Genomic DNA, 25,330 nt, shown 5'->3' with positions numbered 1-25,330 from the left:
GCCCATGCACGAGTATCTTCGCAACCCCCTGACCTACGCCTGGGCCCTGCTCATGGCGATCACCCTAGTGTCCTGGACGCTGGGCCGTGGACACGGCGCCGAGTATCACCTGAGTACGGCGATTACCGTCGGCGTGCTGGGCATGTCGATGTTCAAGGCACTGCTGGTGATCGCCTATTTCATGGAGGTGCGCCTGGCGCCGGTCTGGCTCAAGCGCACTACCTATGGCTGGGCGGCAGCCCTGCTGGCGTCGTTGCTCACAGCGTATTTCCTGGGCGCCGGCTAGCCAGCCTGCCCGTGGTCCGCTGCAGCCTACTGGATGAAACCGGTGGGCTCCTCGTTCTGGCCGAGCAGGGTGATCGGCACCGGCTCGGCCTTCCAGATGTCCTCGCAGTACTGGCGGATGGAGCGGTCCGAGGAGAACTTGCCGCTGCGCACCGCATTGAGGATCGACATGCGCGTCCAGTGATCGCGGTCCAGGTAGGCGCGCGAGACTTCCTCCTGGCAGTCCACGTAGGACTGGAAGTCGGCAAACAGCAGGTAGGGGTCGTGGTGCAGCAGGCCGTCGGTGAGTCCGCGGAACAGGTCCGCGTCGCCGCGTGAGAACGAGCCGCCGCGCAGCAGGTCGATCACGTCCTTCAGGTGCGGGTTGGTGTTGTAGTAGTCGTAGGGGTGGTAGCCCGAGGCGCGCAAGGCATAGACCTCGTCCGCGGTGAGGCCGAACAGGAAGAAGTTTTCCGCGCCGACCTCCTCGCGAATCTCGACGTTGGCGCCGTCCAGGGTGCCGATGGTCAGCGCGCCGTTCATCGAGAACTTCATGTTGCCGGTACCCGAGGCCTCCTTGCCGGCGGTGGAGATCTGCTCGGAGAGGTCCGCCGCCGGGTAGATTTTCTGCCCGGTGGTCACGTTGAAGTTGGGTACGAAAACCACCTTGATGCGGTCGCGGATGTCCGGGTCGCGGTTGATCACCTCGCCGACGGAAGTGATCAGTTTGATCATGCGCTTGGCGGTGTGATAGCCGGGTGCCGCCTTGCCGCCGAACAGGAAGGTGCGCGGCGGTACCTCGAGGTTGGGGTTCTCCTTCAGGCGCCGGTACAGGGAGATGATGTGCAGCACGTTCAGGTGCTGGCGCTTGTACTCGTGGATGCGCTTGACCTGGAAGTCGAACATCGACTCCGGGTCCACAAGGATGCCTGTGCGCTTGAAGATGTACTGGGCAAACGCCACCTTGTTGGCGCGCTTCACGTCCCACCATTCCTTGCGGAAGTCGGCGTCGTCGGCCATGGGTTCCAGTTGCCGCAGTTGCTCCAGGTCGCGCACCCAGCCGTTGCCGATGCGGTCGCTGACCAGACTCGCCAGGCTGGGGTTGGAAAGGATCATCCAGCGCCGCGGTGTGACGCCATTGGTCTTGTTGCGGAATTTCTCCGGCCACAGCTCGTAGAAGTCCTTGAGCACGTCCTGCTTGAGCAGCTCCGAGTGCAGTTCCGCCACGCCGTTGATGGCGTGGCTGCCGACACAGGCGAGGTGGGCCATGCGCACGTAGCGCTCGCCGCCCTCGTTGATCAGCGACAGCCGGGCCAGGCGTGCCTCGTCGCCGAGGAACTTGATGCGCACCTCGTCGAGGAAGCGGCTGTTGATCTCGAAGATGATTTCCAGGTGCCGCGGCAGGACGCTGGCGAACAGCGGCAGCGGCCACTGTTCCAGCGCCTCGGGCAGCAGCGTGTGGTTGGTGTAGGCGAAGGTGCGCTGGGTGATCTCCCAGGCGTCGTCCCAGTCCACCAGGTACTCGTCCAGTAGCAGGCGCATGAGTTCCGCCACGGCGATGGCCGGGTGGGTGTCGTTGAGCTGTACCGCGAACTTTTCATGAAATCGGCTGAGCGGAATGTTCTGTATCGCCAGCACCCGCAGCATGTCGCGCAGCGAGCAGGACACGAAGAAATACTGCTGCTCCAGGCGCAGCTGCTTGCCGGAGAGCTGCTCGTCGTTGGGGTAGAGCACCTTGCTGATGTTCTCGGAGGTGACCTTCTGGTCCACCGCACCGTAGTAGTCGCCGCGGTTGAAGACCTCGAAATCGAAGGATTCCGGTGCCTCGGATTTCCACAGCCGCAGCGTGTTCGCGGTGTTGGTGCGGTAGCCGAGGATAGGGGTGTCGTAGGGAATGCCGAGGACGATTTTTGCCGGTACCCAGCGCACACGCAGGCGGCCGTTCTCATCGGTGTACTGCTCGGTGTGGCCGCCCAGGCGGACTTCCTGCGCCCACTCCGGTCGCGGCACTTCCCAGGGGTTGCCGTTGCGCAGCCACTTGTCGGTCTTTTCCATCTGCCAGCCGTCGACGATGGTCTGTTCGAAAATGCCGAACTCGTAGCGGATGCCGTAGCCCAGTGCCGGAATTTCCAGGGTGGCGAGGGAGTCGATAAAGCAGGCGGCGAGACGCCCCAGGCCGCCGTTGCCGAGGCCGGGCTCCTCTTCCTGGGCGAGCAGTTCCTCGAAGTTGAGTCCGAGTTCCTCCACCACCTCCTTGACCATGCCGAAGATACCCATGTTGACCAGGTTGTTGCCCAGGTGCGGCCCCATGAGGAATTCCGCGGAGAGGTAGCACACCGTGCGCGCGCCGCTTTCGTAGTAGTTGGTGGCGGTGCTGATCCAGCGGTGCAGCATGCGGTCGCGGATGGTGTAGGCCAGCGCCAGGTAGTAGTCGTTGCGGCTGGCCAGGGTCGGGAATTTACCCTGGATGAAGTAGAGGTTGTCCAGGAAGCCCTGCTTGAGTTTTTCCTTGGTCAACGATGTGCGGTTGTGTTCGCGGTAGGGGGCGGTGTTCTGTTCCATGGCGGCGGGTATCCGAGGCGTGGGGACACGGGAAGGTACCGGGGCAATGCAAGTTGCGTGCAAGAACCCTGAATATCCTTACTTATAGTCGAATTCGGGGGCCTTGTGGAAGCGGCCTGTTGCAGGCTGCACTGTTTCAGCGCCCGCCCGCAGTGCGCCGCCCCGTTTCGGGGAGTACATCGGGGTTGCTCAGCCCTTGAGCAGCGCTGGCAATTCCCCGATACTGCCCGTTTTTCAAGGTCATCGACCCGGGAGAGCCATGCAAGCCCTGACCCGAATTGTCTGCCTGGTCCTGGCGCTCGCGGGCGGCGCCGCCCAAGCGGGAGACAACATGCAAGCGAACATCGTGATACTGGCCACCGGCGGCACCATCGCCGGGCGCGGCGACTCCGGCACCCGGGCCAGCTACAACGCGGCGGCCCTGGCCGTGGACGCGCTGATCGAGGCCGTGCCGCAGCTGGCGGAGCTGGCCGCGATCAGCGGCGAGCAGGTGGCCAGTGTCGGCAGCCAGGATATGTCCGACGCCATCTGGCTGACTCTCGCCGCGCGGGTCAACACGCTGCTGGCCGAGGAGGGCGTCGACGGCGTGGTCATCACCCACGGCACCGATACCATCGAGGAAACCGCCTATTTCCTCAGCCTGGTCGTGCACAGCAAAAAGCCGGTCGTGCTCACCGCCGCCATGCGCCCGGCCACTGCGCTGTCTGCCGATGGCCCGCTGAACATCTACAACGCGGTGGCGGTTGCGGCGGACCCGCAGGCCGCGGGGCGCGGCGTGCTGGTGGTGATCAACGACGACATCCACGGCGCGCGCGGCATGACCAAGTCCAGCACCACCGACGTGCAGACGTTCATCTCCCCCGAACGCGGCCTGATCGGCACCAGCCTGTACGGCGAGAACCGCTACTTCCGTTACCCCTACAAGCGCCACACCGCGGATTCCGAATTCAGCGTCGATGGCCTGCAGGCGCTGCCCCGGGTGGATGTGCTCTACCTGCACGCCGGCGCCTCCCCGGACCTGGTGGACGCCCTGGTGGCCGCCGGCGCACGCGGCATCGTGCTGGCCGGCGTCGGCAACGGCAACATGAATCGCGAGACCCAGGCGGCGGTGGCCCGCGCGGTGAAGGCGGGCGTCGCGGTAGTGCGCTCCACCCGCGTTACCCGCGGTTTTGTCGGTCGCAACGTGGAGACCGACGACGACACCCTGGGTACGGTGGCCGCGGGCGAACTCAAGCCGCCGCAGGCCCGCGTGCTGCTCAAGCTCGCCCTGCTGGAGAAGCGCGACCCCGCGTCGATACAGGCCCTGTTCGACCAGTACTGAGCCCCGTGGAAACGCTGCCCGTCCTCTACCGAGACGAGCACCTGGTCGCTGTGCACAAGCCCAGCGGCCTGCTGGTGCACCGCAGCCCCATCGACCGTCACGAAACGCGCTTTGCCCTGCAACTGGTGCGCGACCAGGTGGGACAGCGCGTCTACCCGGTGCACCGCCTGGATAAACCGACTTCCGGCGTTTTGCTGTTCGCGCTCTCGCCGGAGATCGCCCGGGAACTGTCCACCCAGTTTGCCGAACACAGCATGGGCAAAACCTACCTGGCGGTAGTGCGCGGCTACTGCCCCGATTCGGGCAGCATCGACCATCCCCTGACCGATAAGGCCGACGCCATCGCCGACCGCAACCGCAGCCAGCCGCGCCCGGCACAATCCGCGCATACCGACTACCGTTGCCTGGCCACGGTGGAACTGCCCCACGCGGTGGACCGCTACCCGCAGGCGCGCTATTCGCTGGTGGAATTGCTGCCCCGGGAGGGGCGCCGCCACCAGTTGCGCCGGCACATGAAGCACATCGGCCACCCGATCATCGGCGACGCCAAGTACGGCAAGGGCGTGCACAACCGCTTCTTTCGCGAGCACTACGCCTGCGAGCGGCTGCTGCTGGCCTGTACCGGCATGGACCTGCTGCACCCGGTGAGTGGTGAGCCGTTGCAGTTGCGAGCGGAACCCGTGGGCAGCTTTGCCCGCCTTCTGGACGGCTTCGGTTGGCTGCTTCCCTGACGGCCGGTCCGGTCGCGCCAGGACATGGTCGCGGTGGGATTTGCCCGTTTCACCCCGTATAATCGCCGCGTTTCCTGACTACACCCGGAATTTCCATGACGACAGTCCGCACCCGTGTCGCCCCGTCGCCCACCGGCGACCCCCACGTCGGCACCGCCTACATCGCCCTGTTCAACCTGTGTTTCGCGCGCGCCAGCGGCGGCCAGTTCCTGCTGCGCATCGAGGACACCGACCAGCAGCGCAGCACGCCCGAGTCCGAGCAGGCGATTCTCGATTCCCTGCGCTGGCTGGGCATCACCTGGGACGAGGGCCCGGACGTCGGCGGCCCGCATGGCCCCTACCGGCAGAGCGAGCGGATGGAGCTGTACGGCGAGTACGCCCGCCAGCTGGTGGAGGCGGGCAAGGCCTTCGTCTGCTACCGCACCGCGGAGGAGCTGGACGCACTGCGCGAAGCCCAGCGTGAATCCGGCAACAGCAACGCCCTGAAATACTCGGACCTCAAGCTGCCCGACGACGAAGTGGCCAAACGCGAGGCGGCCGGCGAGCCCTACGTGATCCGCATGATCGTGCCGGAAGAGGAGGGCGCCTGCGCCGTCGACGACATGTTGCGCGGCACCATCGAGCTGGACTGGGGCATGGTCGACGCCCAGGTGCTGCTGAAGTCCGACGGCATGCCCACCTACCACCTGGCCAACGTGGTGGACGACCACCTGATGGGTATCACTCACGTGATCCGCGGCGAGGAGTGGATCAACTCCGCGCCCAAGCACAAGCTGCTCTACGAGTACTTTGGCTGGGACATGCCGCAGCTGTGCCACCTGCCGCTGCTGCGCAACCCGGATAAATCCAAGCTCTCCAAGCGCAAGAACCCGACCAGCATCCTGTACTACCAGCGCATGGGTTTCCTGCCCGAGGCGCTGCTCAACTACCTCGGCCGTATGGGCTGGTCCATGCCCGACGAGCGCGAGAAGTTCTCGCTGGAACAGATGCTGGCGGAGTTCGATATCAGCCGCGTCTCCCTCGGTGGGCCGATCTTCGACGTGGAGAAACTACGCTGGCTGAACGGCATGTGGATGCGCGAGGACCTCGACACCGAGCAACTCGCCGACCGCCTGCAGCAGTGGGCCTTTAACCGCGAGAACCTGTTGCAGGTGCTGCCCCACGCGCAAAAGCGCATGGAAGTGCTGAGCGATTTCGCGCCGCTGGCCGCGTTCCTTGTTTCCGGCACGTTGCCCATCACCGAGACGGATTTCGGGGGCATCAAGGGCGAGCGCGAGGACCTGGTCAAGGGCCTGCAGTTCGCCCTGTGGAAGCTCGAAGCACAGCGCCACTGGACCCGCGACACTATCTGGAACGACCTCAAGGGTTTGGCCGACGCGCTGGACGTGAAAGTGAAGGACTACCTGGCGCCGATGTTCATCGCCATCGCCGGCTCCAGTGCCTCGTTCTCTGTCGTGGACGCCATGGAGATTCTCGGCCCGGACATGAGCCGCGCGCGACTGCGCCACGCTATCGAGGTGCTGGGCGGTGTGTCGAAGAAGGCGGCCAAGCGGCTGGAGAAGGAATACGCCGCGTTGTAAGGCGGCGGGCGCCGCGCTGCGGAAGCAGGCGGCTACGCAATCAAGGCCCGTTCAGGCACAGTGCCTGGCGGGCCTTTTTTGTGGGGGCCTGCTCAGTGATGGTGGTGGCCGCCGGGGCCGTGGGCATGGCCATGCGCCACTTCCTCGGCGGAGGCCGCGCGCACGTCGGTGATCTCGATATCGAAGCTCAGGGTCTGCCCTGCCAGCGGGTGGTTGGTGTCGATATCCGCGCTGTGGCGGCCGGCCTTGACCACCGTCACCGGCACGCGTCCGCGCTCCGTGTTCAGCAGCACCTGCATTCCGGGCTTCAGTTTGCCCTTGAACAACAGGTGCTTGACCGGTACGCGCTGCTGCCGCGACGGGTCGACCTCGCCGTAGGCGTCTTCCGGCGCGACTTCCACGGTAAACACATCCCCCGCGGCGTGGTCCACCATGGCCTTCTCCAGGCCCGGGATGATGTTGTCCGCCCCGTGCAGGTAGGCGGTGGGGTCGTCGCCGCGGGAGGTTTCGAGCTCCTCGCCTTCGGCGTTGCGCAGGGTGTAGTGGAACTGGACGACGGTTTCGGGGCCGATTTTCACTGCGGGACTCTCTCTCGGTTTGCTCTCGTTTTGGCTCAGGTTCTGGAACCGGCCGGGGTGTTGTTTTAGGCGCTGGTTAAAGGGCGGGCAGGCGCCCCGGCGCGGGACGCGGTATGATACACGCGAGGTGGGTCCCAATCATCCAGTAAACGCCTTGACAGGGCGCGGACGGCTCACTAAAATGCGCAGCTCTTGCTTGATCTCATTTAAGATTTTTTCCCGGGAGATCAACAGGTTAGCTACAAATTTGGGGCTATAGCTCAGCTGGGAGAGCGCAACACTGGCAGTGTTGAGGTCTGCGGTTCGATCCCGCATAGCTCCACCAATTTATTAAGGGCAACTGACCGACAGGCTAGTTGCCCTTTTTCGTTTTGGAGCACTACAGGACTTGAAATAGGCCGTGATAAGCCTTCCGACTATATTGTTATCTTTGTGACGATTTCTTCAAATCCAATGTTACCTTTCTCTAATTGCTCTAACGCTTCTTCGATTCCAGATTCAGTAGGTAGGCCAGTAACTTGAATCTTGCACTCAATCCTAAGCTTGGATAGTAGGTGATTCAATTCTTGAATTATATGCTCTCGTAGAATTGCCTCTGATAAGTTGAACCTGGCTGACTTGTATATAGTGAAGTACTCAGTAGAGCGATCAGATGAGACTGCCCGTCGATTCCATCCCCATGCTCTCGTTATCCGATTAAGATATATATCACGGTTCAGTGAGTACTCTGAAAAGTTAAAAAGTTCAGATATCGTTCCATTCTCTAATTCTTCTCTCCAGTATTTGGGGCCAGTTGAGTCAAATCTACCTAGTTCACTCAGTATCTTCCGATAGCCTTTATACCCACCAAGTCTGCTGGGCATCTCAATTTTCCAAACGCGAGACGACCGTAGTTTAGAGAATTTTCGTTTCCACAATTCTTGGTCAATAGCTGGAATCAACTGCACATAGTAAAATGGCAACTTAATCAGTTTCTGGGAGGTAAACTGATTAAGAGTTGTCTGCCCATTCTCCTGCTGATGAATTTCATAGAGGGCTCGGCCTTCGTGAGACAGCGAAAGAACGATCTCGCCAATTGCGTCAATTAGCAGTTCTTCATTTGAGTGTCTTCCATATCCACTGAATTGCGACAGCAAATCCTTCGTGCGTGATACTTCGCTCTGGGCGCCGACGAGGTTTACGTTGTAATTCGGTGAGCTAGGGGCAGGATGCCTGATTGGCATTGCGAAGAGTCGGATGTCTTCAGCAAACATGTGAGAGTCAGGATTAATGCGCATTTCTCGCGCGAGACTCGGAAAATGACTTGCCATTGCGAAGTCGCGCTGCATTAATCTTCTGTTCATTCTTGGTTATCTTCCTGATATCTGCCTTTTTCTCTTTCTAGAGCTTCTCTTAAATCTCTGCTTCGTCTCCTTCCAAAATCTAGATCAGATCCGTTACCTTGTGCACGAACAAAAAACTCGATAAATGCATCGATTCCATCGTAAGGAGAATAATGCCTTCCATCAGCGTATACCCTCACTAGAGTGCTCTCATGGTCTACAGACGTATGAGTGGCAGATATCATCCCTCCATAATCAACTTCGTGGGTTGGTATTTCAGAAAGCTTGTATTGAACCATCTGCTGCCACTGAGTCCTTAAGATGCTCCGATGGCTCAATTCGAAGGCAGATTCAGTTATTCCAAGTGCGGCTGCAAGAATCTCCAAGATGGGAGTTGTAGGATTTCCGGAAATGTACTTTGACCAGCTATCTACAACGCGGTCCCAGAAAATTTCTTGGTCATGAATATCTGAAAAGAGTTTCGCGTATCCGCTAATGTCCATTAAGTCAAGTATAGGGGCCGATGCAATTTTTATTTGTTGCTGGGCTCTCCAGTCAGTTCCAGAGATTTCGGCTCGCATGGCGTCAAACTTTAATAAGCAACCAGCCAGATAATGGTCGAATATTTCGGAAAACAGCTGATGATCGTTTTCGATCATTGAGAGGAACGTACATTCTCCTGCAATATGCAAGAATTGCCCTGGATAGTCGGGAAAATCCTTGGGTCTAGGAAGAAGTGCCAAACGGACTGATTCGTCTACCATGGCTTTCAGTGAGTTGGTCTCCCGTGTTTTTCCTCTCTGACCGAGTTCCTCTAAATCTATAACTGGCCATGCTAAACCTTCTATACGATTATTTTCTATCAAGGATTTCCAGCTGTCATTCCAGTCGTTTTTCTGGAAGTCCAGTTTTGACCAATATTCCCTTTCTCGACTCAAAAAAGCCGATAAACTCCAGTGTCGATTTTTACTTCTCAAATCTGTGATATTTCTTTCATAAAACTCGACCCCTCTATTCACGAGAGACTTAACATTTTCAGTAAATCGACGAGACTCTGATAGCCTCAATATTTCTTGTAAATACCAAGAAGGTGAAATATATCTGTCTTCTGATCGGAATTCGAACTCTAGCTTACCTCGTAACCATTCAAGCTGATCTAGGCAGTACAAAGGGAAATTATGAGAGTAAATGTCTTTTTCTGACTTCCACTCGATAGAGCTGATTGATTTTTGATGCTCTCGTAGCAGCGTTTTCTGCAGAGCCTCCCTATGGCCTATGGCGATCGTAATAGGAATTCTGGAAATTGTGTCCAGAATCGCGAGCAACTCAATTTGTTCTGCATGAGTAGGTGTGGTGCCGGGAATACCTTGTAAGTTTTCCGTAATGTGGGTAGCTAGCTTACCAGCGAAATCGAATGCTCTATCAATCTCGTTCGACTGGGCCAGTAGTTGGATATAACTTTCAATATGCCCAAGAATTGACAGGACCTCTTTGAAGCGATTTTCGTTGTAATTGACAGTGATGCAGTCCAAAACAATCGGAATCAGCTGCTCCTCAATCCATTGATGGTTGTGTGCTGTTTCTGGTTGTAACGTAGTTCCAGATTGATGAGCTAGAGATACTGCCGAGTCTTCTGTGCGATACCAGTCTTTAAATTCAAGTGTTTGTTCATACCAATTGCTAGATGTGGGGATATTCCTTTTAGATATTTCGTACTTATAGAGGAAGAATACAATCTGTTTTGACAGCTTGACGTAAGATTCCCCGCTTAGGTGAGCCTCTTTCTTCGCAGTGGTGGCTAAAATTCTAAGCGTGTCTATGCTCTTTGATGCCTGTTTTTGGGCGTGACCTTGAAAAAGCGGGTCGTTCCAACGAAATGCCCCAACTTTGACATGCGCTAACCAGCGGTTAAGGTCGCGAATTACATGAGGGGAAAGCTGGGTTGGGTCAAAGAGATCGAATGCGCGTTTTCCCAGAGTAACGAATGAAAATATTCCTATGCCACTGCAAACTGCTATAAAAACAACGGCTAGATATGCCCTTGGTTGCCCTGAGAGTCGAAATAGCAGTAGCACGACACACAGGAATGTGAGGAAGGAGAGGAAACGCATGTATACATTGCCATATCTCTCCTGGGTTAAGAGGTCCTTAAGATTGCTAGGGACACTTGAGTAAATAGTGCTGCTTACAGTGCTTATAGCGGCATAGTACAAGCCGATAAATACACCACCAATACCTGCTATTGTTGCAAGAAAGGTCGCATAGTCCCCATCTGCTGGAATCTTAATTCCAAATTTCCTGTACAGATCAACTAAATAAAGGTCGGTAAATTGCAGAAATGTTCCGAAAATTAGAGCGAGAAAAAATGGGGTTTGCGTGAGACTAAGAAGTCCCTGAAACGATTTATAGTCTGTTTTCGCCTCAGCTAACCCATACCGCATGGTGAATAATTTCGACCTAAGCCGAAATTTTTCTCGCCGCAGCCTAGCCTTGATGGATTCATACGCGCGAAATTGCGAAAAGAATAGTTGGGTTCGGGTGTTCACAAAATGACCTCTTGTGATGCACGACTCTTCAGTACATTGCATCAGTCCATGAGTTGGATAGAAAGGGAGCGTGGCTCCAAATATTTCCTTGTCAATTCAGCCAGGCTAAATCGTCTTCCGTTACTTTATCGGGGGAAACGCGGGAGTCCCAAGGTAGATCGCCACCCGGCAGAGCCAATGTGTACATAAACCCAGGTTCTTTAAGGCTTACCCCAACCAATATCCAGCCCGAATTGAGCTTCTTATTCGCGGTGAGCTTTCGCTTCGTTTCAAAGATCCGTTTGGTCTGAGCTAGGTCATAGCTGCTGTTTTGCGCTTTCACTTGCGTAGCCCCATTTTCTTTAAAAGTATCAGACAGATAAGGGTTACCAATAGGATCGGCTCAGTCGATTCAACATTTGGAATGTTGCGATGATAGATGGAGGTTTTAGGCCCAATAGTGTGACTTAACTAATTGAATATAAAGAGATAATACATAATTTGACTAAAAGGGTACAAAGACTCACGAAAGCAATCTCGCCACTTTGGGTGTTTGTAACCTATTGATATGTGTAAATAAAATGGTGGTTTTCTCTAGTAGAAAAAAGATGGTTGTCGCAACCTTGGCAGTGTTGAGGTCTGCGGTTCGATCCCCCATAGCTCCACCAAATCGACTTGAAGGGCCTACGTGAAAACGTAGGCCCTTTTTGTTTGGCCCCCGCCGTGGCATTGGGTTGCTACTGTAAGTCGGGCGGCATGTCCGGCAAGGTGCTTACGGTATTCCTTGAAGGTGTAGCGGTTGTCGCAGTCAACTGCCCGGGTGCGTCCGTCTCGGCTGCATAAACAGCACTGCCAAGGTGACCACCGACAAAACAATCTCCACAGCAACGGCACCAACAGCTACGCTCGGGATGTTTGCATCGAGCAGAAAGCTGGTCACCCGTCCTACGCCCACGCTGGTGAAGAAGACGGCCTCGAGCACCAATGCCGGTTTTACGTAGATATCGAACCGGGCACCCAGGAGCAACAGAATGCCGAGCCCGCAGTACAGGCCCATGATGGCGCGGAAAATATGTAGAGCTGCGTCGTCGATCGCTATCCCGAAAGACGTCTCAAGCGCTGGCCGGGGAGCGCCGTAGGACAGCCCAATGGCGATAATGACGAGCCCCGAAACCAGCAAATAGAGTCTTGTTTTAGTCACAGCGCCTTCCTCGCCAAAGCATGACCCAACCTGATCAAGTTGCCTGGTCATCGCACCGCAAAGCCACCACACTGCCTTCCGCATCGGCGGCAATGTACAACCTACCATCCGCGGCAAGGGCGATATCGGCAAACGGCCCCATGGCGCCGGACAGTGGCGGGAACGGTCTGATCGGCTTGGGCGTGACACCGGCCGGGTGACCTACGGGCAATTCGGTGGCCACTGTCTGCCTGTCCTTGCTCACGCAGTTGTACTGGACGAGTGAGCGCGAGCCGGCGTCCATCACGTAGAGAAACGCTCCGCGGCAGGCGATACCCTGTGGGCACTGCAGGCCATCCAGCACAGTCTCGACGCCGCCCGGTGTCACCCGTACCACGCGACCAGCACCCTGTTCCGCGACGAGGTAGTCGCCATCGTCTGTCACCGCGACGCCCCTGGGTTCGTCGAGGCCTGAGGCCAGTTCAGCCACTTTGCCCTTGAAAATTCCCAGCAGGCGGCCGCGGCCCGCTTCGGCAACAATCGCCGCCCCGCGGGCGTCGACGTCCACGCCGAACAGGCGGTCGAATCCCTCTGCCAGTATTTCACTGGCCTGCTGCGCCGGTCGCCAGCGCGCCACCTGGCCGAGCCCGGTGGTGATGATGTATTCACCCGGCGCGGCGAAGACAATGCCGCGGGAATAGCCGGGGCTGCCCGGCGTAAACAACATGCCCAGCACTTCGGGGCGGGCGCCCCGGTGCACGCAATAGCAGTAGGGACCGTCGCAAACCAGCACTCGTCCGTCCGGCTCGCAGGTCAGCCCCAGCGGCCCGTTCATGCCCGCCGGCAGCAGTGAACGCGTAGTGCCGCCCGCGAGAATCTCGGTAATCGCGCCAGAAAAACTGGAAACGAACAACCGGCCGTCAACGAAGGCCAGGTTGTCCAGCCCCGGTGCCAGTTGTGCCAGTGTCGAATGCTCCCCGGTTTCGGGGTTTATGCGGAGTACCTCGCCGCTGGCGGCCTGGGTCGAGACGATAAAACCATGCTGGTCGAACTTTACCGAGTCCGGCACGCCGAGGTTGCGCGCCACGACTTCCGGCGCGCCACCGTCGAGTCCCACGCGCCAGATTTCGTTGGCTTCCATCACCGGGAAGTACAGCCTGCCGTCCGGTCCCACCTCCATCGCATTGGGCATGGGCACATTTTCCACCAGCACCCGCGGTGGCCTGCCATTCAGGTCCAGTTCGACGATACGCCCGCGGTGCAGGCATTCGCCGGCAAACAACCGCCCCTGGTGGATGGTGATCGGGTTGGCGCAGGGGAGGTCGCCGTAGACGACGCGCGACTGGCCGTTCGGGCTGCGCACGCTCACCCGTCCTTCGCTGATTTCCGTGGCGAACAGGTTGCCCTCGCTGTCGAAGGCGATGTCGTCCGGTGCGACGATAGCGCCGCCCATCGGGCTTACGGTATGCACCGCGCCGCTGGCAACATCGATGGCGCTGATCTGGCTGCCGGACACCTGTGCCACGTAGAGGCGGCCATCCGGGCCGTTGCGCAGGCCATTGGCGCCAAACAAGCGGCTGGCCGGTGTCACGCGCTCGACGGACCAGCCGGCGGCACAGGCGATGGAACTTGCTGCAGCGAAGCGTCCGGCAGATGTCAGCATGCGTGCTTTCCTGCTTAGCGCAGGGGCTCTTCGCCCTGCAACTTGGTGCGATGCAGCATGCGCCCGCAGTCCAGGGGGTAGGGCATGGCCCGGTGCAGTGTGCCGGTGTTGTCCCAGATGACGGTGTCGCCCACGCTCCAGGTGTGACTGTAGTGGAAGCGTTCCTGGGTGGCCCAGTCGCGCAAATACACCAACAGCTCGATGCCATCCAGAGGGTCCATGCCCAGCACGTTGACGGCGTAGTTGCCGATCACCAGGGACTTGCGCCCGGACGCGTGCTTCCACACCAGAGGCAGTTCCACGCGCCCCAGGGCCCGCCAGCGCATGAACTCCTCGTAGCTGGGTTCGGGGGTATGACACATCTGCGTTGCGGTCGCCGCGTACACGGCGCGCAGGTCCGCTATCTGCTGCTTGCGTTCCTCCGGCAGTGCCTCGTAGGCCGCGTAGGTATTGGCGAACTCCGTGTTGCCGCCCTCGGGGGAGGTCACCTTGCTGGTGAGAATGGAGGCGCGAATGGGCACCGGGTTCATGGCGCCGTCGAAGTGCCAGTAGAAGGAGCCTTTCAGGTAGTCGGCGGTGGCGGTCTGCTCCTGGTCCAGGGTGACCTTGTAGACATCAGCCCCGAGGTTTTCCTGGGCGAGCTTGCCCAGGGTGTTGGTGAACTGCACCTGCTCTTCGTCGGTGAAATGGACCTGCGGCAGTACCAGCACGCCTTTTTGTTCGAGCAGGTCGCGCAATGTCTCGGCGTGCACCCCGCTCAGCAGGGTTTCCTTGTCGGCGAGAATCTCGGCGCCAATTTCGGGCTTGATGTCCCTGAACTCCAGTTCCGCGTTCCTGGCTGCCTGCATGCTCCGCACCTCCCTTCAGGGTGTCGTGGGCCCCCTGGCTTTTGTCCGGCGAGAGGGGATGGGTTTGGTCAAAAAACTGAACATAACCTTAGCATTGAGTGGGTGGCATAGGCAATTGGATTCACGGGTCGCTTTGCCCGCCGGGAGGGGTTCGATATAAGATGCGGAACTTCCACTCGCCACAAGTAAATTCGCGCATGTCAAAGAGCAAGCCCCAGCGACGCATCGGCAAGGAGAGCGCCGAGAACCGGACTGCGCTGATCGATGCGACGGAGCGGCTGCTACGAGATGAAGGCTATATCGCGATTACTGCGCGCAATGTGGCGGAGGCGGCGGGTCTGAAAACGCCGCTGGTCTATTACTACTTCGAGACCATGGACGATCTCATCCTCGAGGTTATCCGCAAGAGTTCCGCGCGCCGACTGAAGCTGTTTGTCGAGGCGCTGGGTGCAGAAGACCCACTGAAAGCCCTTTGGGAACTGCACCGGGACCACACCGCCGGTATATCCGCCACAGAACTGATTGCCCTGGCTAACCACCGCGAATCCATCCGCGCCGAAGCCGTCGCCTCGGCCCGCAACTTCCGCACACTGCAGATCGAAGCTGTCGAGCAGCAGCTTAAAAGCCGCGGTCTGGATGCCGAGACCTACCCGGCCGCGGGGATCGTGACCATCGTCGCCGCCCTGGCCCGGGCCATGGCACAGGATGCCGTGCTGGATGTGAACGAGGGCTACGACGAAGCCATGCGGCTGGTCGAAAGCGCCATCGCCAGCCTGCCTCCCGCCATCCCCGACTAGCGTCGCTTTCCCGGGCCGCCAGCGCCGGTTGGCTCGCCGTCCCGCTAATGCTAATATTATCCTTAGCATTTTTTTTGGCCGACCCCGATGCCCTTGTTGTCTCCTGGTGAGTAGCCGGATGGCGTCTCGGCACCGCCAAGCTATTGTGGGTGCGTAGCGGCGTACGACAATCGATTTCCACGGGGTAGTGACGAGTGAGGAGACCGCAAGCATTGTGGTGACAGGAACCGCCAGACCCGAACTGGAACGCCTGCTGGCCCGCGAAAAAATTCGCGAGTGTATAGCCCGGTTGGCGCGCGCCGAGGACCGCCGCTGCGACCAGCGCATCGGGCTATGCCTGTGGCCGGATGCCTGCGTCGACCTCGGGGTTTTCTCCGGGAGTTTCCGGGAATACCAGAACTGGGCTATCGCCGGTTCGAAGGCGGTAACCCTCATGCAGCACACGCTCGGCCAGACGCTGATGACATTGAAAACCGACCAGGCCGCCGCGGAAACCCACGTCACTATTTACCTTCGCAGCCGCTGCGACGGCGGCGGGCAACGGGACTTGGTGATGGGTGGCCGCTACCTGGACAAACTGGAACAGCGCGGCGACGAGTGGCGCATCCTGGAGCGCACCATGCTGCATGACTGGCACCACGACCTGGGTGCGGCCCCGGACTGGCGCAATGGACTGCTGGGCGCGCCCCTGGCGGGCGACCACTACGTCGGTCGAACATTTGACGATTTCAGCGAAGACTTTTTCGACCGGTTCCTGGCCGAAGAATAGGGTGCAAGCGCGCCGCATGGGAGATGAGAATGAGTAGTCTGCAGGGCAAGGTGGCAGTGGTCACCGGCGCAAGCCGTGGTATCGGCAAGGGCATAGCCCTGGCGCTGGGCGCGGCGGGTGCCACGGTTTACGTGACCGGCCGCACCGTGAACGAGGACGAGTACTTCCTGCCGGGTACCGTCGGCGCCACCGCCGCCGAGGTTACCAGCAGAGGCGGGCAGGGCATCGCCGTGCAGGCGGATCACAGCGACGACGAACAGGTGGCCGCACTGTTCGCCCAGGTGGAACGCGAGCAGGGGCGACTGGATATTCTGGTCAACAACGCCTTCGCACTGCCGGACGACCTGACCGAGGCCAAAGGCTTCTGGGAAAAACCGCTCTCCAACCTGGACATGCTGGAGGTTGGCGTGCGCTCGAACTTCGTCGCCGCCTGGCACGCCGCGCGCTTAATGGTGCCGCAGCAGTCGGGTTTGATGGTCGCCATCTCCGGCTACACCGGTGTGGCCTACACCTACGGCGTGCTGTTCGGCACCAGTAAGTCTGCCGCCGACCGCATGGCACGGGACATGGCCATCGAACTGAAACCGCACCATGTCGCATCCGTTTCGCTGTGGCAGGGCCTCACTCTCACCGAACGCGCGGAGCACAACCTGGCGAGTATTCCCGGCCTGAAATCCGGCGCGGCGACCCGGTTGAAAGACGGCTGTTCACCGGAGTTCCCCGGGCGCGTTATCGTCGCCATGGCCGCGGACCCGGATGTCATGCGGCACAGCGGCGGGACTTTCATCACCGCGGAACTGGCGAAAGAATACGGCGTCACGGATATCGACGGGCGAGAGATTCCCTCCCTCAGGGACACTCGCGGCGCGCCGCTCTGGCGGCCGGTTTGAACGCCTTGGTCGGTCGCTGACCGTCCGTCGCCCGGAGCTCCGCAGGCACTCGTCGTCAGGTCGACAGCAATTCCCCGGCAAACCCCTTGATCTGCTCGCGCAACCAGCGGTGCGCCGGGTCGTTGTGGTCGCGCTGGTGCCAGGCCATGTACATGGTTATGCGCTCGGCCGGGGAGGGCGGCGGGCAACTGGCCAGTCCCTGCAGTGTGACCCTGGACAGCAGGCTCAGCTGCAGCGAGAGCATATCGCTGTCGCGCAGGAAGGCGGCGAGGGCGCCAAAGTTCGGCACGGTCACGCGCGAGTTCACCTGCGTCATGCCGAGGCTGGCGTACAGTGCGCTGAAGACTTCCTCGTCGTCCTCGAATTGTACGTCGATATAGTCAGCGTCGTTGAAAGCCTGCGGGCCCTGCGGCGCCTCGCGCACCTCGCTGTCGTAGAAGCACACCACCTCGTCGTCGAACAGCCGCGTCTGGTAGATGTCGGCGCCATCCGGCGGCATGGGGGTCACGATCAGCTGGCAGCGCGCCTGGCGCAGCAGGTTGGTTGCCGGTACGCCGGAGGGGATGAAGCGCAGGTTGATGTTCACGTCTTCAGCCAGCATACGGCGCAGCAGGCCGGGGAACAGCAGGTCGCGCTGGAAGTCGTTGGCGGCGATGGTGTACTGCAGCGCACCGACCGCGGGGTCGAAGGGGCGCTGGTCGGTGAGTGCCTTGAGCTGGTCGAGGATGTCCTGCACCGGCTCGCGCAGCATGCGGGCCCGCTCGGTCGGGGTGATACCGCGCCCGGCGCGCACGAACAGCGGGTCGCCGAGGATCAGCCGCAGCTTCTCCAGGGTGTGGCTGACGGCGGACTGGGTGACGCCCATGCGCACCGCGGCCCGGGAGATGGAACCCTCCTCCAGGATGACCAGCAAGGTCTTCAGGGTGCGGGCATCGAGCGAACTAAAATCAAATTCATTCATAATAAAGATTATTAAACATCAGTATATTTCATAGCACTATCGGCGGATACTGCCCGGACTTAAGCGCTCACCGTCGCTTGCGCGAGCAGTATCACCCGACGGTGAACGTTGCGAAACAACCGGAACCTCCAGCTGCAGGACCGTACCATGCAAACCAGGGCCACAGTCACCACCGCCAACAGCGCGATACTGCTCAGCAAGCTGTGCCGCCATTTCGCCCACAAGGTGCCCACTAATCTCGCCGGGGCGCAGGGGATTATCGACTTCCCCTTCGGCCGCTGTCGCCTGGCGGCGGATTGCGACCGGTTGGACCTCGCCATCGACATCAGGACCGGCTACGAGGCCCTGCAGGCGGAGCAGGTGGTCGGCGAGCACCTGCTGCGCATGAGTCGCGACGAGGACCTGGCTGTGGACTGGGTGCGCGACGATCAGCCCCGCGCCAGCCGCGAGAACTGAGTCCGACCCCTGTAACCGAACGCCATTTTCAAAGTGAAACGCTGACATCATGACCACGCTCAAGACCGCCAATACCTTCCGCAAATACCACCGCCTGCTCGGTTTTTTCCTCGCCGGCATCATGGCGATCTACGCCTGCAGCGGTGTGCTGCTGATCTTCCGCACCACGGATTTCCTCAAGTACGAGCGTATCGAGGAGCGCCAGTTGGCGCCGGGGCTGGGCGGACAGGCCCTGGGAGAGGAGTTGAGAATCCGCAATTTCGCGGTGGATGCCGAGGATGCCGAGCAACTGTTGTTCCGCCAGGGGCGCTATGAAAAACGCAGCGGCCTGGCCACGGTCACGTTGAAGGAATACCCGCTGCCGCTGCAGAAACTGGTCAACCTGCATAAGGCAAACACCAATAGTCCTTTGTTTTTCATGAATATTTTCTTCGGGCTTGGTCTTTTGTTCTTCGCCGTGTCGGCGTTTTTCATGTTTGTGTCGCGCCTGCCGGTGTTCCGCACCGGGCTGAAATTCGCCGCCGCTGGCTTCGTGCTGGCCCTGGGGGTCGTGCTGCTGGGCTAGGCGAGAGCGCTACCTGTCGCAGCAAAGCGTGCATCGGTCACAAAATCCGCAAGTGGTGTTGCGCTCCGGGGTCGGCTGCGTATAATCGCGCCTCACAAAAAGAAAAGGCAGCGTCAAATGGCGCTGCCTTTTTTTGTGCCCGCAATTCGTAAACATGCCGAGCATGAAGGAGGCTCCGGTGCACCACCTGGCTTCGCCAGAAGATATGGAATTCAGCTGCCGCTTCGAGGCGCTGGAAATCTCCCCCGAGGACTTCGGCCATCGCGACCACCTGCGCCTGGCCTATGTCTACCTCTGTGTGGACAGCGCGGAGACCGCCGCCTGGCGCATGGAGCGTGCGCTGCTGGCCTTCCTCAATGTGTTGGGACTGGGCCGCGAGAAGTATCACCGCACCCTGACCTGCGCCTGGGTCGACGCAATCAGTTTCTTTATGCTGCAGACCGCACCCGGCAACAGCTTCGACGAGTTTATCCGTCGCAATCCCGCCCTGCTGGATGCGCGCATCCTGCTCAGCCACTACTCGGAATCGACCCTCGCCACCGAGCAGGCGCGCCGCCACTACGTCGCGCCGGACCTGGAACCGATTCCCCGCGTGGCCTGAACCGGGCGCGTCTTAGAACGCGCCCACCCTGATATCGATCCACACCAGCCGGTGGTCTGAAGACGGGAACGGGTAGTCCCCTACCAGCGGCGCGAACAGCGGGTCCGTCGCCTCGGGCCAGAACACGCCGGCATCGACGATGCGCAGCGAGCGCGAGGGCAGCACGTAGTCCACCCGCAGGTTGCCGGGGCCGCCGAAGCTGGCCTCGGCGAAGTCCGCGGTGTCGTAGGCCGGGTCGCCGTTGTGGGTGAGGTTATTCTCGCCCTGGCGCGCGCTGGCGTCCGGGCCGCCGAGGCTGTCTGGCGTGGCGCGTGTATTGATGCGCGGGTGGCGCAGTAACTGGTTGGCGGCGTCTGCGGCGCTGTCGCCGTCATAGGGGTCCGCGTTCATGTCGCCAGCGAGCACGAACAGTGCACCCGCACGCAACCCGCCGTAGTCGCCGTTGTCGTCGTAGATGTAGTTCGAGCGCGGCCCCGGGCGCAGGTAGTCGGCCCAGAAGCGGATCTCGTCGTGGTTGCGCTTGCCGTTGCGGTCCTCGGGGCCGTCAAATACCGGCGGCGTGGGGTGGCTGGCGAGCAGGTGGACAGTGCGTCCGTTGATCGCCACGGGAACGTCCCAGTGGCTTTTCGAGGACAGCCGCACCGCCTGCAACTCCTCCTGTGAATACCAGTCCTGTGCTTGCGGCGTGTTGGGGTCGTCGGGCAGCAGCGCACCGGGCATGTCCTGCCACAAAAAATGCTGGAAGCTGCGCAGCTTGTCGCGGTCGATGGGGTAGCGGGAGTACACCACCATGCCGTACTGGCCGGGGAAGAAGCCGAAACCGAATGCGTCGTCCGGGTCGCCGTCGAGGTTGCCGTCGTTGTCCAGGTCCAGCCCCGAGGGCACGCCGGTGTTGGACGGCGCAACGAAATAGAAGGGGTAGTCCAACGGTTCCTGGCCGGACTGGGAAACGCCCAGGTAGTTGCTGCGGAACAGCTGTGCCGCCAGGCCCGCGGCGTCATAGTCGAACTCGTTGATCAGCAGTACGTCCGGCCGCACCCGCTGGATGATCTCGGCGATCACCGCCGGTTGCGCGCTGCCGCTGTCGGCCAGCTCCGCGGCCAGGGCGCCTTCGCTGCCGCGGTTGAGCGAGGCATTGAAGGTGGCGAAGCGCACCTCGCGGTCGAGACCCCCCTCGCTGGCGAGCGCGGTGCCGCAGGCAAACAGGGCGCCGGACAACAGGGCGGGCAGGAGGTTGCGGCGTGGCTTGCGGGTGCGGGATGCGGGGGTCATCGCGGTGCTCCGGTTTTGGGGGTTACCCGGCACACTAGCAGTTGCGATCTGACCGGCGTATGACGCCCCGGTAAACCTTTCAAGACCGCGGTGTGACAGCGCCGGCCGTCACACCGCGCGCTGTCCTCAGGAGGGCACGCGACCGCCGTTGACACCGATGGTCTGCCCGGTCACGTAGCTGCTGCGCTCGTCCACCAGCCAGGCGCAGGCGTTGGCGATGTCCTCGGGCTCGCCGGTGCGGCCCACCGGGATCATGCGCTTGAGGGTGTCCATGGGCATCTTGAAGCGGTGCTTGTTTTCCTCGGACATGATGGTGTTCATCACCGCACCGGGGGGGATGTTGTTCACCGTGATGCCGAAGGGTCCCAGGGCCTGGGCCAGGGAGCGGGTCATGCTGATCACCGCGCCCTTGGAGGCGGAGTAGTGCACCTGCTCCACGCTGCCGGACTGGGCACTGGAGGAGGAGATGTTGACCACGCGGCCCCAGTTGGCGGCCTTCATGTCCGGCAGCACCACCTGGGTGACGATGAACGTGCCCTTGGTGTTGATCTCGAACATGCGGTCCCAGTCGCTCTCGGTGAGCTCCTCGAAGGGGATGAAGTTGGAGATGCCCGCGTTGTTGACCACGATGGTGACCGGGCCGAAAGCGGCGCGCAGCTTGTCCACCGCGGCGGACACCTGGGCGCGGTCGGCGATGCTCGCCTGCAGGGCGATGGCGCGGCCGCCGGCCGCCTCGATCTCGGCGACCACTTCCTCGCAGCCGGCCAGGTTGAGGTCCAGGACCCCGACATTGATGCCTTCCGCGGCCAGGCGCAGGGCGCAGGCCTTGCCGATGCCGGCGGCGGCGCCGGTGACCAGGGCAGTCTTGCTCGTCATGCTGTGTTTTCCTTTTTTCTGGATTGTCGTGAAAGGGGTGGGCGGCCCGGGTCTGTGCGCGGCGCGCTACCAGTGCCAGTTGAGCGCGGCGATGACCACGTGTTCGGCGATATCGTGTTCGTAGGTATCGCCCATGCCGAAGCTGTGATGATACTGCAGCTGCGCGCTCCACGCCCGCCATAACACACCGAGGTTGAGGCGTGCGAAGCTGTAGTGGTCGCTGTAGGTGCCGCTCTGGTCCACCCAGCCGAACGCCGCCTCGCCCAGCACGCGGCGGTGGAACGGCCAGCGCGCGCTCAGCGTCAGCGTGTCCTGGCGCTCGTCGATACCCCACAGGCGGTCGCTGCGGGCGTAGCCGACGGTGACGAAGTCGCGGTAATCCACGCTGGCATTCCACTCGCGGTAATCCGGCGATTGCTCCAGCCACTGCTCGGTGTAGCGGTACCAGTTGTGCGCGAGGGTCAGCGTCCAGTCGTGGCTGGCGCGCCAGCTGTAGCCGAGGTCGATCATGCCCTGCCAGGCGTCCTCGCCGTCGATCTCGTCGATGTAGTATTCGGGCAGGTAGAGATAGGTAAGCCAGCCGTGCAGGTACAGGCCGCTGGTATGCTCGACAGCCACATCGACATTCGGCGTGACATCGCCGGACGTCAGGTCCAGGCCGCGGTAGACCAGGCCACTGGCGATACCCAGCTGGCCGTTCCAGTCGAAGTCCGACGGGGAGATGGCCTGGGAATGTGGCGAGAGGGTGAGGGCGCAGGTCAGGCAGGCGAGCGTCCGGCGGACGGGCATATCAGAATTCCAAACGTATTGGTATTTTCTCCGATTGTACCCGATCTGACGCCATCGCCAGCGGTTTTGTGGGACGCGGTTCGTTGTCCGCGGGGCCGATTTCCCGCCGCAGCGCGTCGTTGATCCAGGCGACGCGGCCCGCCGGCGGCATGTCGCGGTCCTCCTCCAGCAACACCGCGGTGAGCCCGCTGACGATGGCGGTGGCGATCGACGAGCCGGTGTAGAAGTCGTAGCCGCCGCCCGGTCCGGTGCTCAGGATCTCGCGGCCCGGCGCCACTACCAGCAAACCATGCGGGTCGGACTCCGCGCCGGGTGCGGCCTGTAGCGGGTCTTCGCGCACCGCGATAACCCCGGGCAGCAGGGCCGGGTAGCGCGCCTCACCCGTCCCCGGGTCAGCGGCCGTGATCACCAGGTCGCGCGCCAGCGCGGACTCGACCAGCCGCGCGAGCAGAGGGTCCTGCGGCCCCGAGAGACTCAGGTTGATGATGTCGATACCGCGCATGATGGCGTAATCCAGGGCCCGCGCCAGGGTGAAGCTGTCGCAGCTGGCCAGGCTGGAGCCGGGTTGCAACTGGCGGCAGGCCTTGAGTGAGTAGATGCGCGCGTCCGGGGCGATGCCCACGATGCCGCTGCCGTTGTTGCCCTGGGCGGCGATCACCCCGGCCACCGCGGTGCCGTGAATGTCCTGGTGACTGGCCTGCTTGCCGTCGCCGAGGAAGTCCTCGCTGCCGGCGAGCTGGCGCTCCAGGTCCGGGTGATCCGGATCGATGCCGGTGTCGACCACCGCGATGCGCACGCCTTTGCCCGTGGCCGCCCGGTGCAGCTCGAGGATGAACGGTTGCGCACGGCCGTACTGCAAGCCGAAATACGGGTCGTTGTAGCTGACGCTGGCGTGCGTCTGGTAGCTGAGCAGCAGTTGCGCGCTATCGATGCGGCTGTCCGCCCCCAGGCGCTGCAGCAGCTGGTCGACGTCGGTGTCCGGGTTGACCGCGAACAGCACGCAGTAAATGCCCAGTGAGTTGATCGTCCAGCCCGCCTCCTCGTGGATCGGGTAGTCCTTTTCCACCGCGGAGATCTGGCGCCGCGTGCTCAGCGCCGCGCCGTAGTTGCCGCGGTGATACTGGTTGGCAAACGCGTTGAGCAGGCCGGTCTCGTGCTCCTCGCCGGGGGCGAAGGTGATCAGCAGCTGCTGGTGGCCGGCATGGGCCGCGGCTGCATTCTCGTCGCCGAGGCTGCTGCAGCCGGCGGCGAAACCCAGGGCGAGCAGGCAGGCGAGGGCGCGAAGCCAGTAGTGCAGGGGGTTGCGCATCGATGATCAGCCGTCGTTGTGTACGCTTTTTTCCGCGAACAGCACCGCGGGGTCGGCGCGCAGCTCGCCCAGCAGTTCCGCTTCCGGTGTGTCGGCGGGGAATACCAGCGTGTAGACGCCGGCGGCGCTGGGCCCGTCGATCACCGTCGCGTGCATGCCCTGCAGCAGCGCCTGGATGCTCTCCAGGGTGGTGCTGGCGTCGAAGACCACGCGGTAGCTCGCCGGGCTGGCCTGGTTCGTGGCGCCGGGCAGGGCCGCGGTCTGCGTGCGATAGCTCTGCGACTGGTAGCCGTGGTGCGGGTCCAGCTGGCTGTTGAACAGGGTGGCGCCGACGCTGAGCGCCGCCAGTCCCGCCGCCAGTGCCAGGGGCCAGGTTGAATGCCGCCGCGGCCGCGTTGCGCTCGCCGGGCCCGCCGATGCAGGCGCAGCTGCAGCGGGTTCCAGCGCGTCGATCATGGCGAACAATTGCTGCCGGTTGTGCTCGCGGCGGCTCGAGGTCAGCAGCAGTTCGATGTCCCGGGGCGGTGGTGCGAAGGCCTCGGTCAGCTGCAGGTCATCGCGGTGCTGGCGCGCGCAACTGGCGCAGGAGGCGATGTGCTCCTGGACCTCGCGCTGTTGCTGGCTGTCCAGCCGGCCGTGGATGAAGCCGGGCATCAGCTGGCGCACCTGCGCGTGGGAAAGTGCCATCCTGGCGTGGTTCATCGGGATGCCTCGTCGATAAAGTCGTTGAGTTCGAGTGGATTGTCTTCACCGGCGAATACGGCGCGCAGCTTGTTGCGGCCGTAGTGCAGGCGGGTCTTGGCAGTGTTTACCGGGCAGCCCAGGACCTCGGCCATTTCCTCACAGCTCAGGCCCTGGAAGTAGGCCATTTCCAGCACCAGCTGGTGGTCCGCGCTGAGCTGTTGCATGGCCCACTCCAGGGTGGCCAGGGTGCCCAGTCGCTCCAGGTCCTGCGCCGCCAGTTCCGGGGGATCAAGCTGCGCCGCGCGCTCGCGCTGGGAGCGTTCGCGATTCACGGTTTTCAGGGCGCGCCGGCTGGCGATGCCCAGCACCCAGGTCATCAGCCGCGAATCGCCGCGAAAGGTGTCGGCCTTCTGCCACAGCACCAGCATGGTGTCGTTGAGGATTTCCTCGATCGTGGCGCTGTTGCTGGTGTAGCGGTAGAGAAAGCGCACCACCGGGTGATACAGCAGGTCGTAGAGTTGGGCAAAGGATTCCCGGCATCCCGTCGCGCTCGCGGCGAGCAGTTCCCGGTGGCGGGCGTCCTCGGCGCTGGCTTTGCTGTTGAGCCGGTTCATTGCAGGGGCTGGTCTCGCTTTTATTTCGGGTAAGTATCTGATTCTGGATAAAAAGTTCAAGGGTTGCGGGGTGTTTTTCGCAATCCCGGCGGCGCGTGTGTCGCGGCCTTCACAGGTGGGTACCCGCCTGGCGCGAGAGGGTTCGAAGGGCGGGGGAAAAGAATCTGGTGTGG

General features: G+C 61.3%; 26 protein-coding genes and 1 tRNA gene. 12 read left to right on the top strand and 15 right to left on the bottom strand.

The window, feature by feature from the left end; all coding sequences use genetic code 11:
• Nucleotides 1–4: 4 nt before the first annotated feature.
• Nucleotides 5–286 carry a cytochrome C oxidase subunit IV family protein gene (locus E4634_RS00130; protein ID WP_135440576.1) on the top strand — a complete coding sequence of 94 codons (282 nt, stop codon included), beginning with the start codon at nt 5–7 and terminating at the stop codon, nt 284–286.
• A gap of 26 nt (nt 287–312) precedes the next feature.
• Here the strand turns inward: E4634_RS00130 and E4634_RS00125 are convergent, their stop codons facing one another.
• A complete protein-coding gene (locus E4634_RS00125; RefSeq protein ID WP_135440575.1) occupies nt 313–2,826 on the bottom strand; it encodes a glycogen/starch/alpha-glucan phosphorylase in 2,514 nt (837 codons plus the stop codon).
• 331 nt (nt 2,827–3,157) lie between these two features.
• On the opposite strand from E4634_RS00125, the gene E4634_RS00120 reads away from it, so the two are divergent.
• The 3 genes from E4634_RS00120 to gltX all read left to right on the top strand — a co-directional run bounded on the left by E4634_RS00120 (nt 3,158) and on the right by gltX (nt 6,458).
• Nucleotides 3,158–4,147 carry a type II asparaginase gene (locus E4634_RS00120; RefSeq protein ID WP_167854689.1) on the top strand — a complete coding sequence of 330 codons (990 nt, stop codon included), beginning with the start codon at nt 3,158–3,160 and terminating at the stop codon, nt 4,145–4,147.
• A gap of 5 nt (nt 4,148–4,152) precedes the next feature.
• A complete protein-coding gene (locus tag E4634_RS00115; protein WP_346763327.1) occupies nt 4,153–4,878 on the top strand; it encodes a tRNA pseudouridine(65) synthase TruC in 726 nt (241 codons plus the stop codon).
• 95 nt (nt 4,879–4,973) lie between these two features.
• On the top strand, nt 4,974–6,458 hold the full coding sequence (gene gltX, locus E4634_RS00110; RefSeq protein ID WP_135440573.1) for a glutamate--tRNA ligase: 1,485 nt from the start codon (nt 4,974–4,976) through the stop codon (nt 6,456–6,458).
• Nucleotides 6,459–6,550: 92 nt separating this feature from the next.
• Here the strand turns inward: gltX and E4634_RS00105 are convergent, their stop codons facing one another.
• Nucleotides 6,551–7,036: an FKBP-type peptidyl-prolyl cis-trans isomerase gene (locus E4634_RS00105; protein WP_135440572.1), complete on the bottom strand. Its 486-nt coding sequence runs from the start codon at nt 7,034–7,036 to the stop codon at nt 6,551–6,553.
• A gap of 249 nt (nt 7,037–7,285) precedes the next feature.
• On the opposite strand from E4634_RS00105, the gene E4634_RS00100 reads away from it, so the two are divergent.
• A tRNA-Ala gene (locus tag E4634_RS00100) sits at nt 7,286–7,361 on the top strand.
• Between the two features lie 91 nt (nt 7,362–7,452).
• Here the strand turns inward: E4634_RS00100 and E4634_RS00095 are convergent.
• From E4634_RS00095 to E4634_RS00070, 6 genes are all read right to left on the bottom strand, one after another.
• Nucleotides 7,453–8,379: a hypothetical protein gene (locus tag E4634_RS00095; protein ID WP_135440571.1), complete on the bottom strand. Its 927-nt coding sequence runs from the start codon at nt 8,377–8,379 to the stop codon at nt 7,453–7,455.
• On the bottom strand, nt 8,376–10,904 hold the full coding sequence (locus E4634_RS00090) for a hypothetical protein (protein ID WP_135440570.1): 2,529 nt from the start codon (nt 10,902–10,904) through the stop codon (nt 8,376–8,378). The genes E4634_RS00095 and E4634_RS00090 overlap by 4 nt, the downstream gene beginning before the upstream one ends.
• A gap of 91 nt (nt 10,905–10,995) precedes the next feature.
• Entirely contained in the window at nt 10,996–11,226 is a 231-nt protein-coding gene (locus E4634_RS00085; RefSeq protein WP_135440569.1) for a hypothetical protein, read from the bottom strand.
• A 465-nt stretch (nt 11,227–11,691) separates the two neighbouring features.
• Nucleotides 11,692–12,084: a DUF4345 family protein gene (locus tag E4634_RS00080; protein ID WP_167854688.1), complete on the bottom strand. Its 393-nt coding sequence runs from the start codon at nt 12,082–12,084 to the stop codon at nt 11,692–11,694.
• A 34-nt stretch (nt 12,085–12,118) separates the two neighbouring features.
• Nucleotides 12,119–13,726, bottom strand: a complete 1,608-nt coding sequence (locus E4634_RS00075; RefSeq protein WP_135440567.1) for an NHL repeat-containing protein — start codon at nt 13,724–13,726, stop codon at nt 12,119–12,121.
• Nucleotides 13,727–13,740: 14 nt separating this feature from the next.
• Nucleotides 13,741–14,574, bottom strand: coding sequence for a TauD/TfdA dioxygenase family protein (locus E4634_RS00070; protein ID WP_135440566.1), 834 nt, complete (start codon nt 14,572–14,574; stop codon nt 13,741–13,743).
• 197 nt (nt 14,575–14,771) lie between these two features.
• Between E4634_RS00070 and E4634_RS00065 the strand changes: the two genes are divergently transcribed.
• The 3 genes from E4634_RS00065 (at nt 14,772) to E4634_RS00055 (ending at nt 17,030) form a co-directional block, all read left to right on the top strand.
• Entirely contained in the window at nt 14,772–15,371 is a 600-nt protein-coding gene (locus E4634_RS00065; RefSeq protein ID WP_167854687.1) for a TetR/AcrR family transcriptional regulator, read from the top strand.
• 214 nt (nt 15,372–15,585) lie between these two features.
• The gene (locus E4634_RS00060; RefSeq protein WP_206046742.1) at nt 15,586–16,140 is read left to right on the top strand and encodes a nuclear transport factor 2 family protein; all 555 of its coding nucleotides are present in this window, start codon (nt 15,586–15,588) and stop codon (nt 16,138–16,140) included.
• 29 nt (nt 16,141–16,169) lie between these two features.
• The gene (locus E4634_RS00055; RefSeq protein ID WP_135440564.1) at nt 16,170–17,030 is read left to right on the top strand and encodes an SDR family NAD(P)-dependent oxidoreductase; all 861 of its coding nucleotides are present in this window, start codon (nt 16,170–16,172) and stop codon (nt 17,028–17,030) included.
• Nucleotides 17,031–17,085: 55 nt separating this feature from the next.
• Here the strand turns inward: E4634_RS00055 and E4634_RS00050 are convergent, their stop codons facing one another.
• Nucleotides 17,086–17,991: a LysR family transcriptional regulator gene (locus tag E4634_RS00050; protein ID WP_135440563.1), complete on the bottom strand. Its 906-nt coding sequence runs from the start codon at nt 17,989–17,991 to the stop codon at nt 17,086–17,088.
• 147 nt (nt 17,992–18,138) lie between these two features.
• Here E4634_RS00050 and E4634_RS00045 point away from each other — a divergent pair, with 147 nt between their 5' ends.
• The 3 genes from E4634_RS00045 to E4634_RS00035 all read left to right on the top strand — a co-directional run bounded on the left by E4634_RS00045 (nt 18,139) and on the right by E4634_RS00035 (nt 19,613).
• Entirely contained in the window at nt 18,139–18,447 is a 309-nt protein-coding gene (locus E4634_RS00045) for a DUF2218 domain-containing protein (RefSeq protein WP_135440562.1), read from the top strand.
• Nucleotides 18,448–18,496: 49 nt separating this feature from the next.
• Complete coding sequence (locus E4634_RS00040) at nt 18,497–19,012, top strand: hypothetical protein (protein WP_135440561.1); 516 nt, start codon at nt 18,497–18,499, stop codon at nt 19,010–19,012.
• A 154-nt stretch (nt 19,013–19,166) separates the two neighbouring features.
• A complete protein-coding gene (locus E4634_RS00035) occupies nt 19,167–19,613 on the top strand; it encodes a hypothetical protein (protein WP_135440560.1) in 447 nt (148 codons plus the stop codon).
• A gap of 12 nt (nt 19,614–19,625) precedes the next feature.
• On the opposite strand, the gene E4634_RS00030 is transcribed toward E4634_RS00035, so the two are convergent.
• The 6 genes from E4634_RS00030 to E4634_RS00005 form a co-directional block, all read right to left on the bottom strand.
• Entirely contained in the window at nt 19,626–20,885 is a 1,260-nt protein-coding gene (locus E4634_RS00030; protein ID WP_135440559.1) for an endonuclease/exonuclease/phosphatase family protein, read from the bottom strand.
• A 126-nt stretch (nt 20,886–21,011) separates the two neighbouring features.
• Nucleotides 21,012–21,761 carry an SDR family NAD(P)-dependent oxidoreductase gene (locus E4634_RS00025; protein ID WP_135440558.1) on the bottom strand — a complete coding sequence of 250 codons (750 nt, stop codon included), beginning with the start codon at nt 21,759–21,761 and terminating at the stop codon, nt 21,012–21,014.
• 66 nt (nt 21,762–21,827) lie between these two features.
• Entirely contained in the window at nt 21,828–22,550 is a 723-nt protein-coding gene (locus E4634_RS00020; RefSeq protein ID WP_135440557.1) for a hypothetical protein, read from the bottom strand.
• A gap of 1 nt (nt 22,551) precedes the next feature.
• Nucleotides 22,552–23,859, bottom strand: a complete 1,308-nt coding sequence (locus E4634_RS00015) for a S8 family peptidase (RefSeq protein WP_135440556.1) — start codon at nt 23,857–23,859, stop codon at nt 22,552–22,554.
• A gap of 6 nt (nt 23,860–23,865) precedes the next feature.
• Nucleotides 23,866–24,561, bottom strand: coding sequence for a zf-HC2 domain-containing protein (locus tag E4634_RS00010; RefSeq protein ID WP_135440555.1), 696 nt, complete (start codon nt 24,559–24,561; stop codon nt 23,866–23,868).
• Nucleotides 24,558–25,157, bottom strand: coding sequence for an RNA polymerase sigma factor (locus tag E4634_RS00005; protein WP_135440554.1), 600 nt, complete (start codon nt 25,155–25,157; stop codon nt 24,558–24,560). The genes E4634_RS00010 and E4634_RS00005 overlap by 4 nt, the downstream gene beginning before the upstream one ends.
• On the opposite strand from E4634_RS00005, the gene E4634_RS21645 reads away from it, so the two are divergent.
• On the top strand, nt 25,144–25,330 hold a 187-nt coding region (locus E4634_RS21645; RefSeq protein WP_206046741.1), incomplete at its 3' end, for a hypothetical protein. The two genes, E4634_RS00005 and E4634_RS21645, sit on opposite strands and share 14 nt — an antisense overlap.

The sequence above is a fragment of the Mangrovimicrobium sediminis genome, from assembly GCF_004745945.1.
GTDB lineage: Bacteria > Pseudomonadota > Gammaproteobacteria > Pseudomonadales > Halieaceae > Mangrovimicrobium > Mangrovimicrobium sediminis.
This window is presented reverse-complemented; position numbering and strand designations above follow the sequence as displayed.

Coding starts and splice junctions, on each gene's coding strand:
- E4634_RS00030 (WP_135440559.1), bottom strand. CDS start 20,885: ATGACCCCCGCATCCCGCACCCGCAAGCCACGCCGCAACCTCCTGCCC.
- gltX (WP_135440573.1), top strand. CDS start 4,974: ATGACGACAGTCCGCACCCGTGTCGCCCCGTCGCCCACCGGCGACCCC.
- E4634_RS00020 (WP_135440557.1), bottom strand. CDS start 22,550: ATGCCCGTCCGCCGGACGCTCGCCTGCCTGACCTGCGCCCTCACCCTC.
- E4634_RS00125 (WP_135440575.1), bottom strand. CDS start 2,826: ATGGAACAGAACACCGCCCCCTACCGCGAACACAACCGCACATCGTTG.
- E4634_RS00070 (WP_135440566.1), bottom strand. CDS start 14,574: ATGCAGGCAGCCAGGAACGCGGAACTGGAGTTCAGGGACATCAAGCCC.
- E4634_RS00025 (WP_135440558.1), bottom strand. CDS start 21,761: ATGACGAGCAAGACTGCCCTGGTCACCGGCGCCGCCGCCGGCATCGGC.
- E4634_RS00055 (WP_135440564.1), top strand. CDS start 16,170: ATGAGTAGTCTGCAGGGCAAGGTGGCAGTGGTCACCGGCGCAAGCCGT.
- E4634_RS00065 (WP_167854687.1), top strand. CDS start 14,772: ATGTCAAAGAGCAAGCCCCAGCGACGCATCGGCAAGGAGAGCGCCGAG.
- E4634_RS00015 (WP_135440556.1), bottom strand. CDS start 23,859: ATGCGCAACCCCCTGCACTACTGGCTTCGCGCCCTCGCCTGCCTGCTC.
- E4634_RS00050 (WP_135440563.1), bottom strand. CDS start 17,991: ATGAATGAATTTGATTTTAGTTCGCTCGATGCCCGCACCCTGAAGACC.
- E4634_RS00045 (WP_135440562.1), top strand. CDS start 18,139: ATGCAAACCAGGGCCACAGTCACCACCGCCAACAGCGCGATACTGCTC.
- E4634_RS00075 (WP_135440567.1), bottom strand. CDS start 13,726: ATGCTGACATCTGCCGGACGCTTCGCTGCAGCAAGTTCCATCGCCTGT.
- E4634_RS00130 (WP_135440576.1), top strand. CDS start 5: ATGCACGAGTATCTTCGCAACCCCCTGACCTACGCCTGGGCCCTGCTC.
- E4634_RS00095 (WP_135440571.1), bottom strand. CDS start 8,379: ATGAACAGAAGATTAATGCAGCGCGACTTCGCAATGGCAAGTCATTTT.
- E4634_RS00120 (WP_167854689.1), top strand. CDS start 3,158: ATGCAAGCGAACATCGTGATACTGGCCACCGGCGGCACCATCGCCGGG.
- E4634_RS00035 (WP_135440560.1), top strand. CDS start 19,167: ATGCCGAGCATGAAGGAGGCTCCGGTGCACCACCTGGCTTCGCCAGAA.
- E4634_RS00040 (WP_135440561.1), top strand. CDS start 18,497: ATGACCACGCTCAAGACCGCCAATACCTTCCGCAAATACCACCGCCTG.
- E4634_RS00010 (WP_135440555.1), bottom strand. CDS start 24,561: ATGAACCACGCCAGGATGGCACTTTCCCACGCGCAGGTGCGCCAGCTG.
- E4634_RS00005 (WP_135440554.1), bottom strand. CDS start 25,157: ATGAACCGGCTCAACAGCAAAGCCAGCGCCGAGGACGCCCGCCACCGG.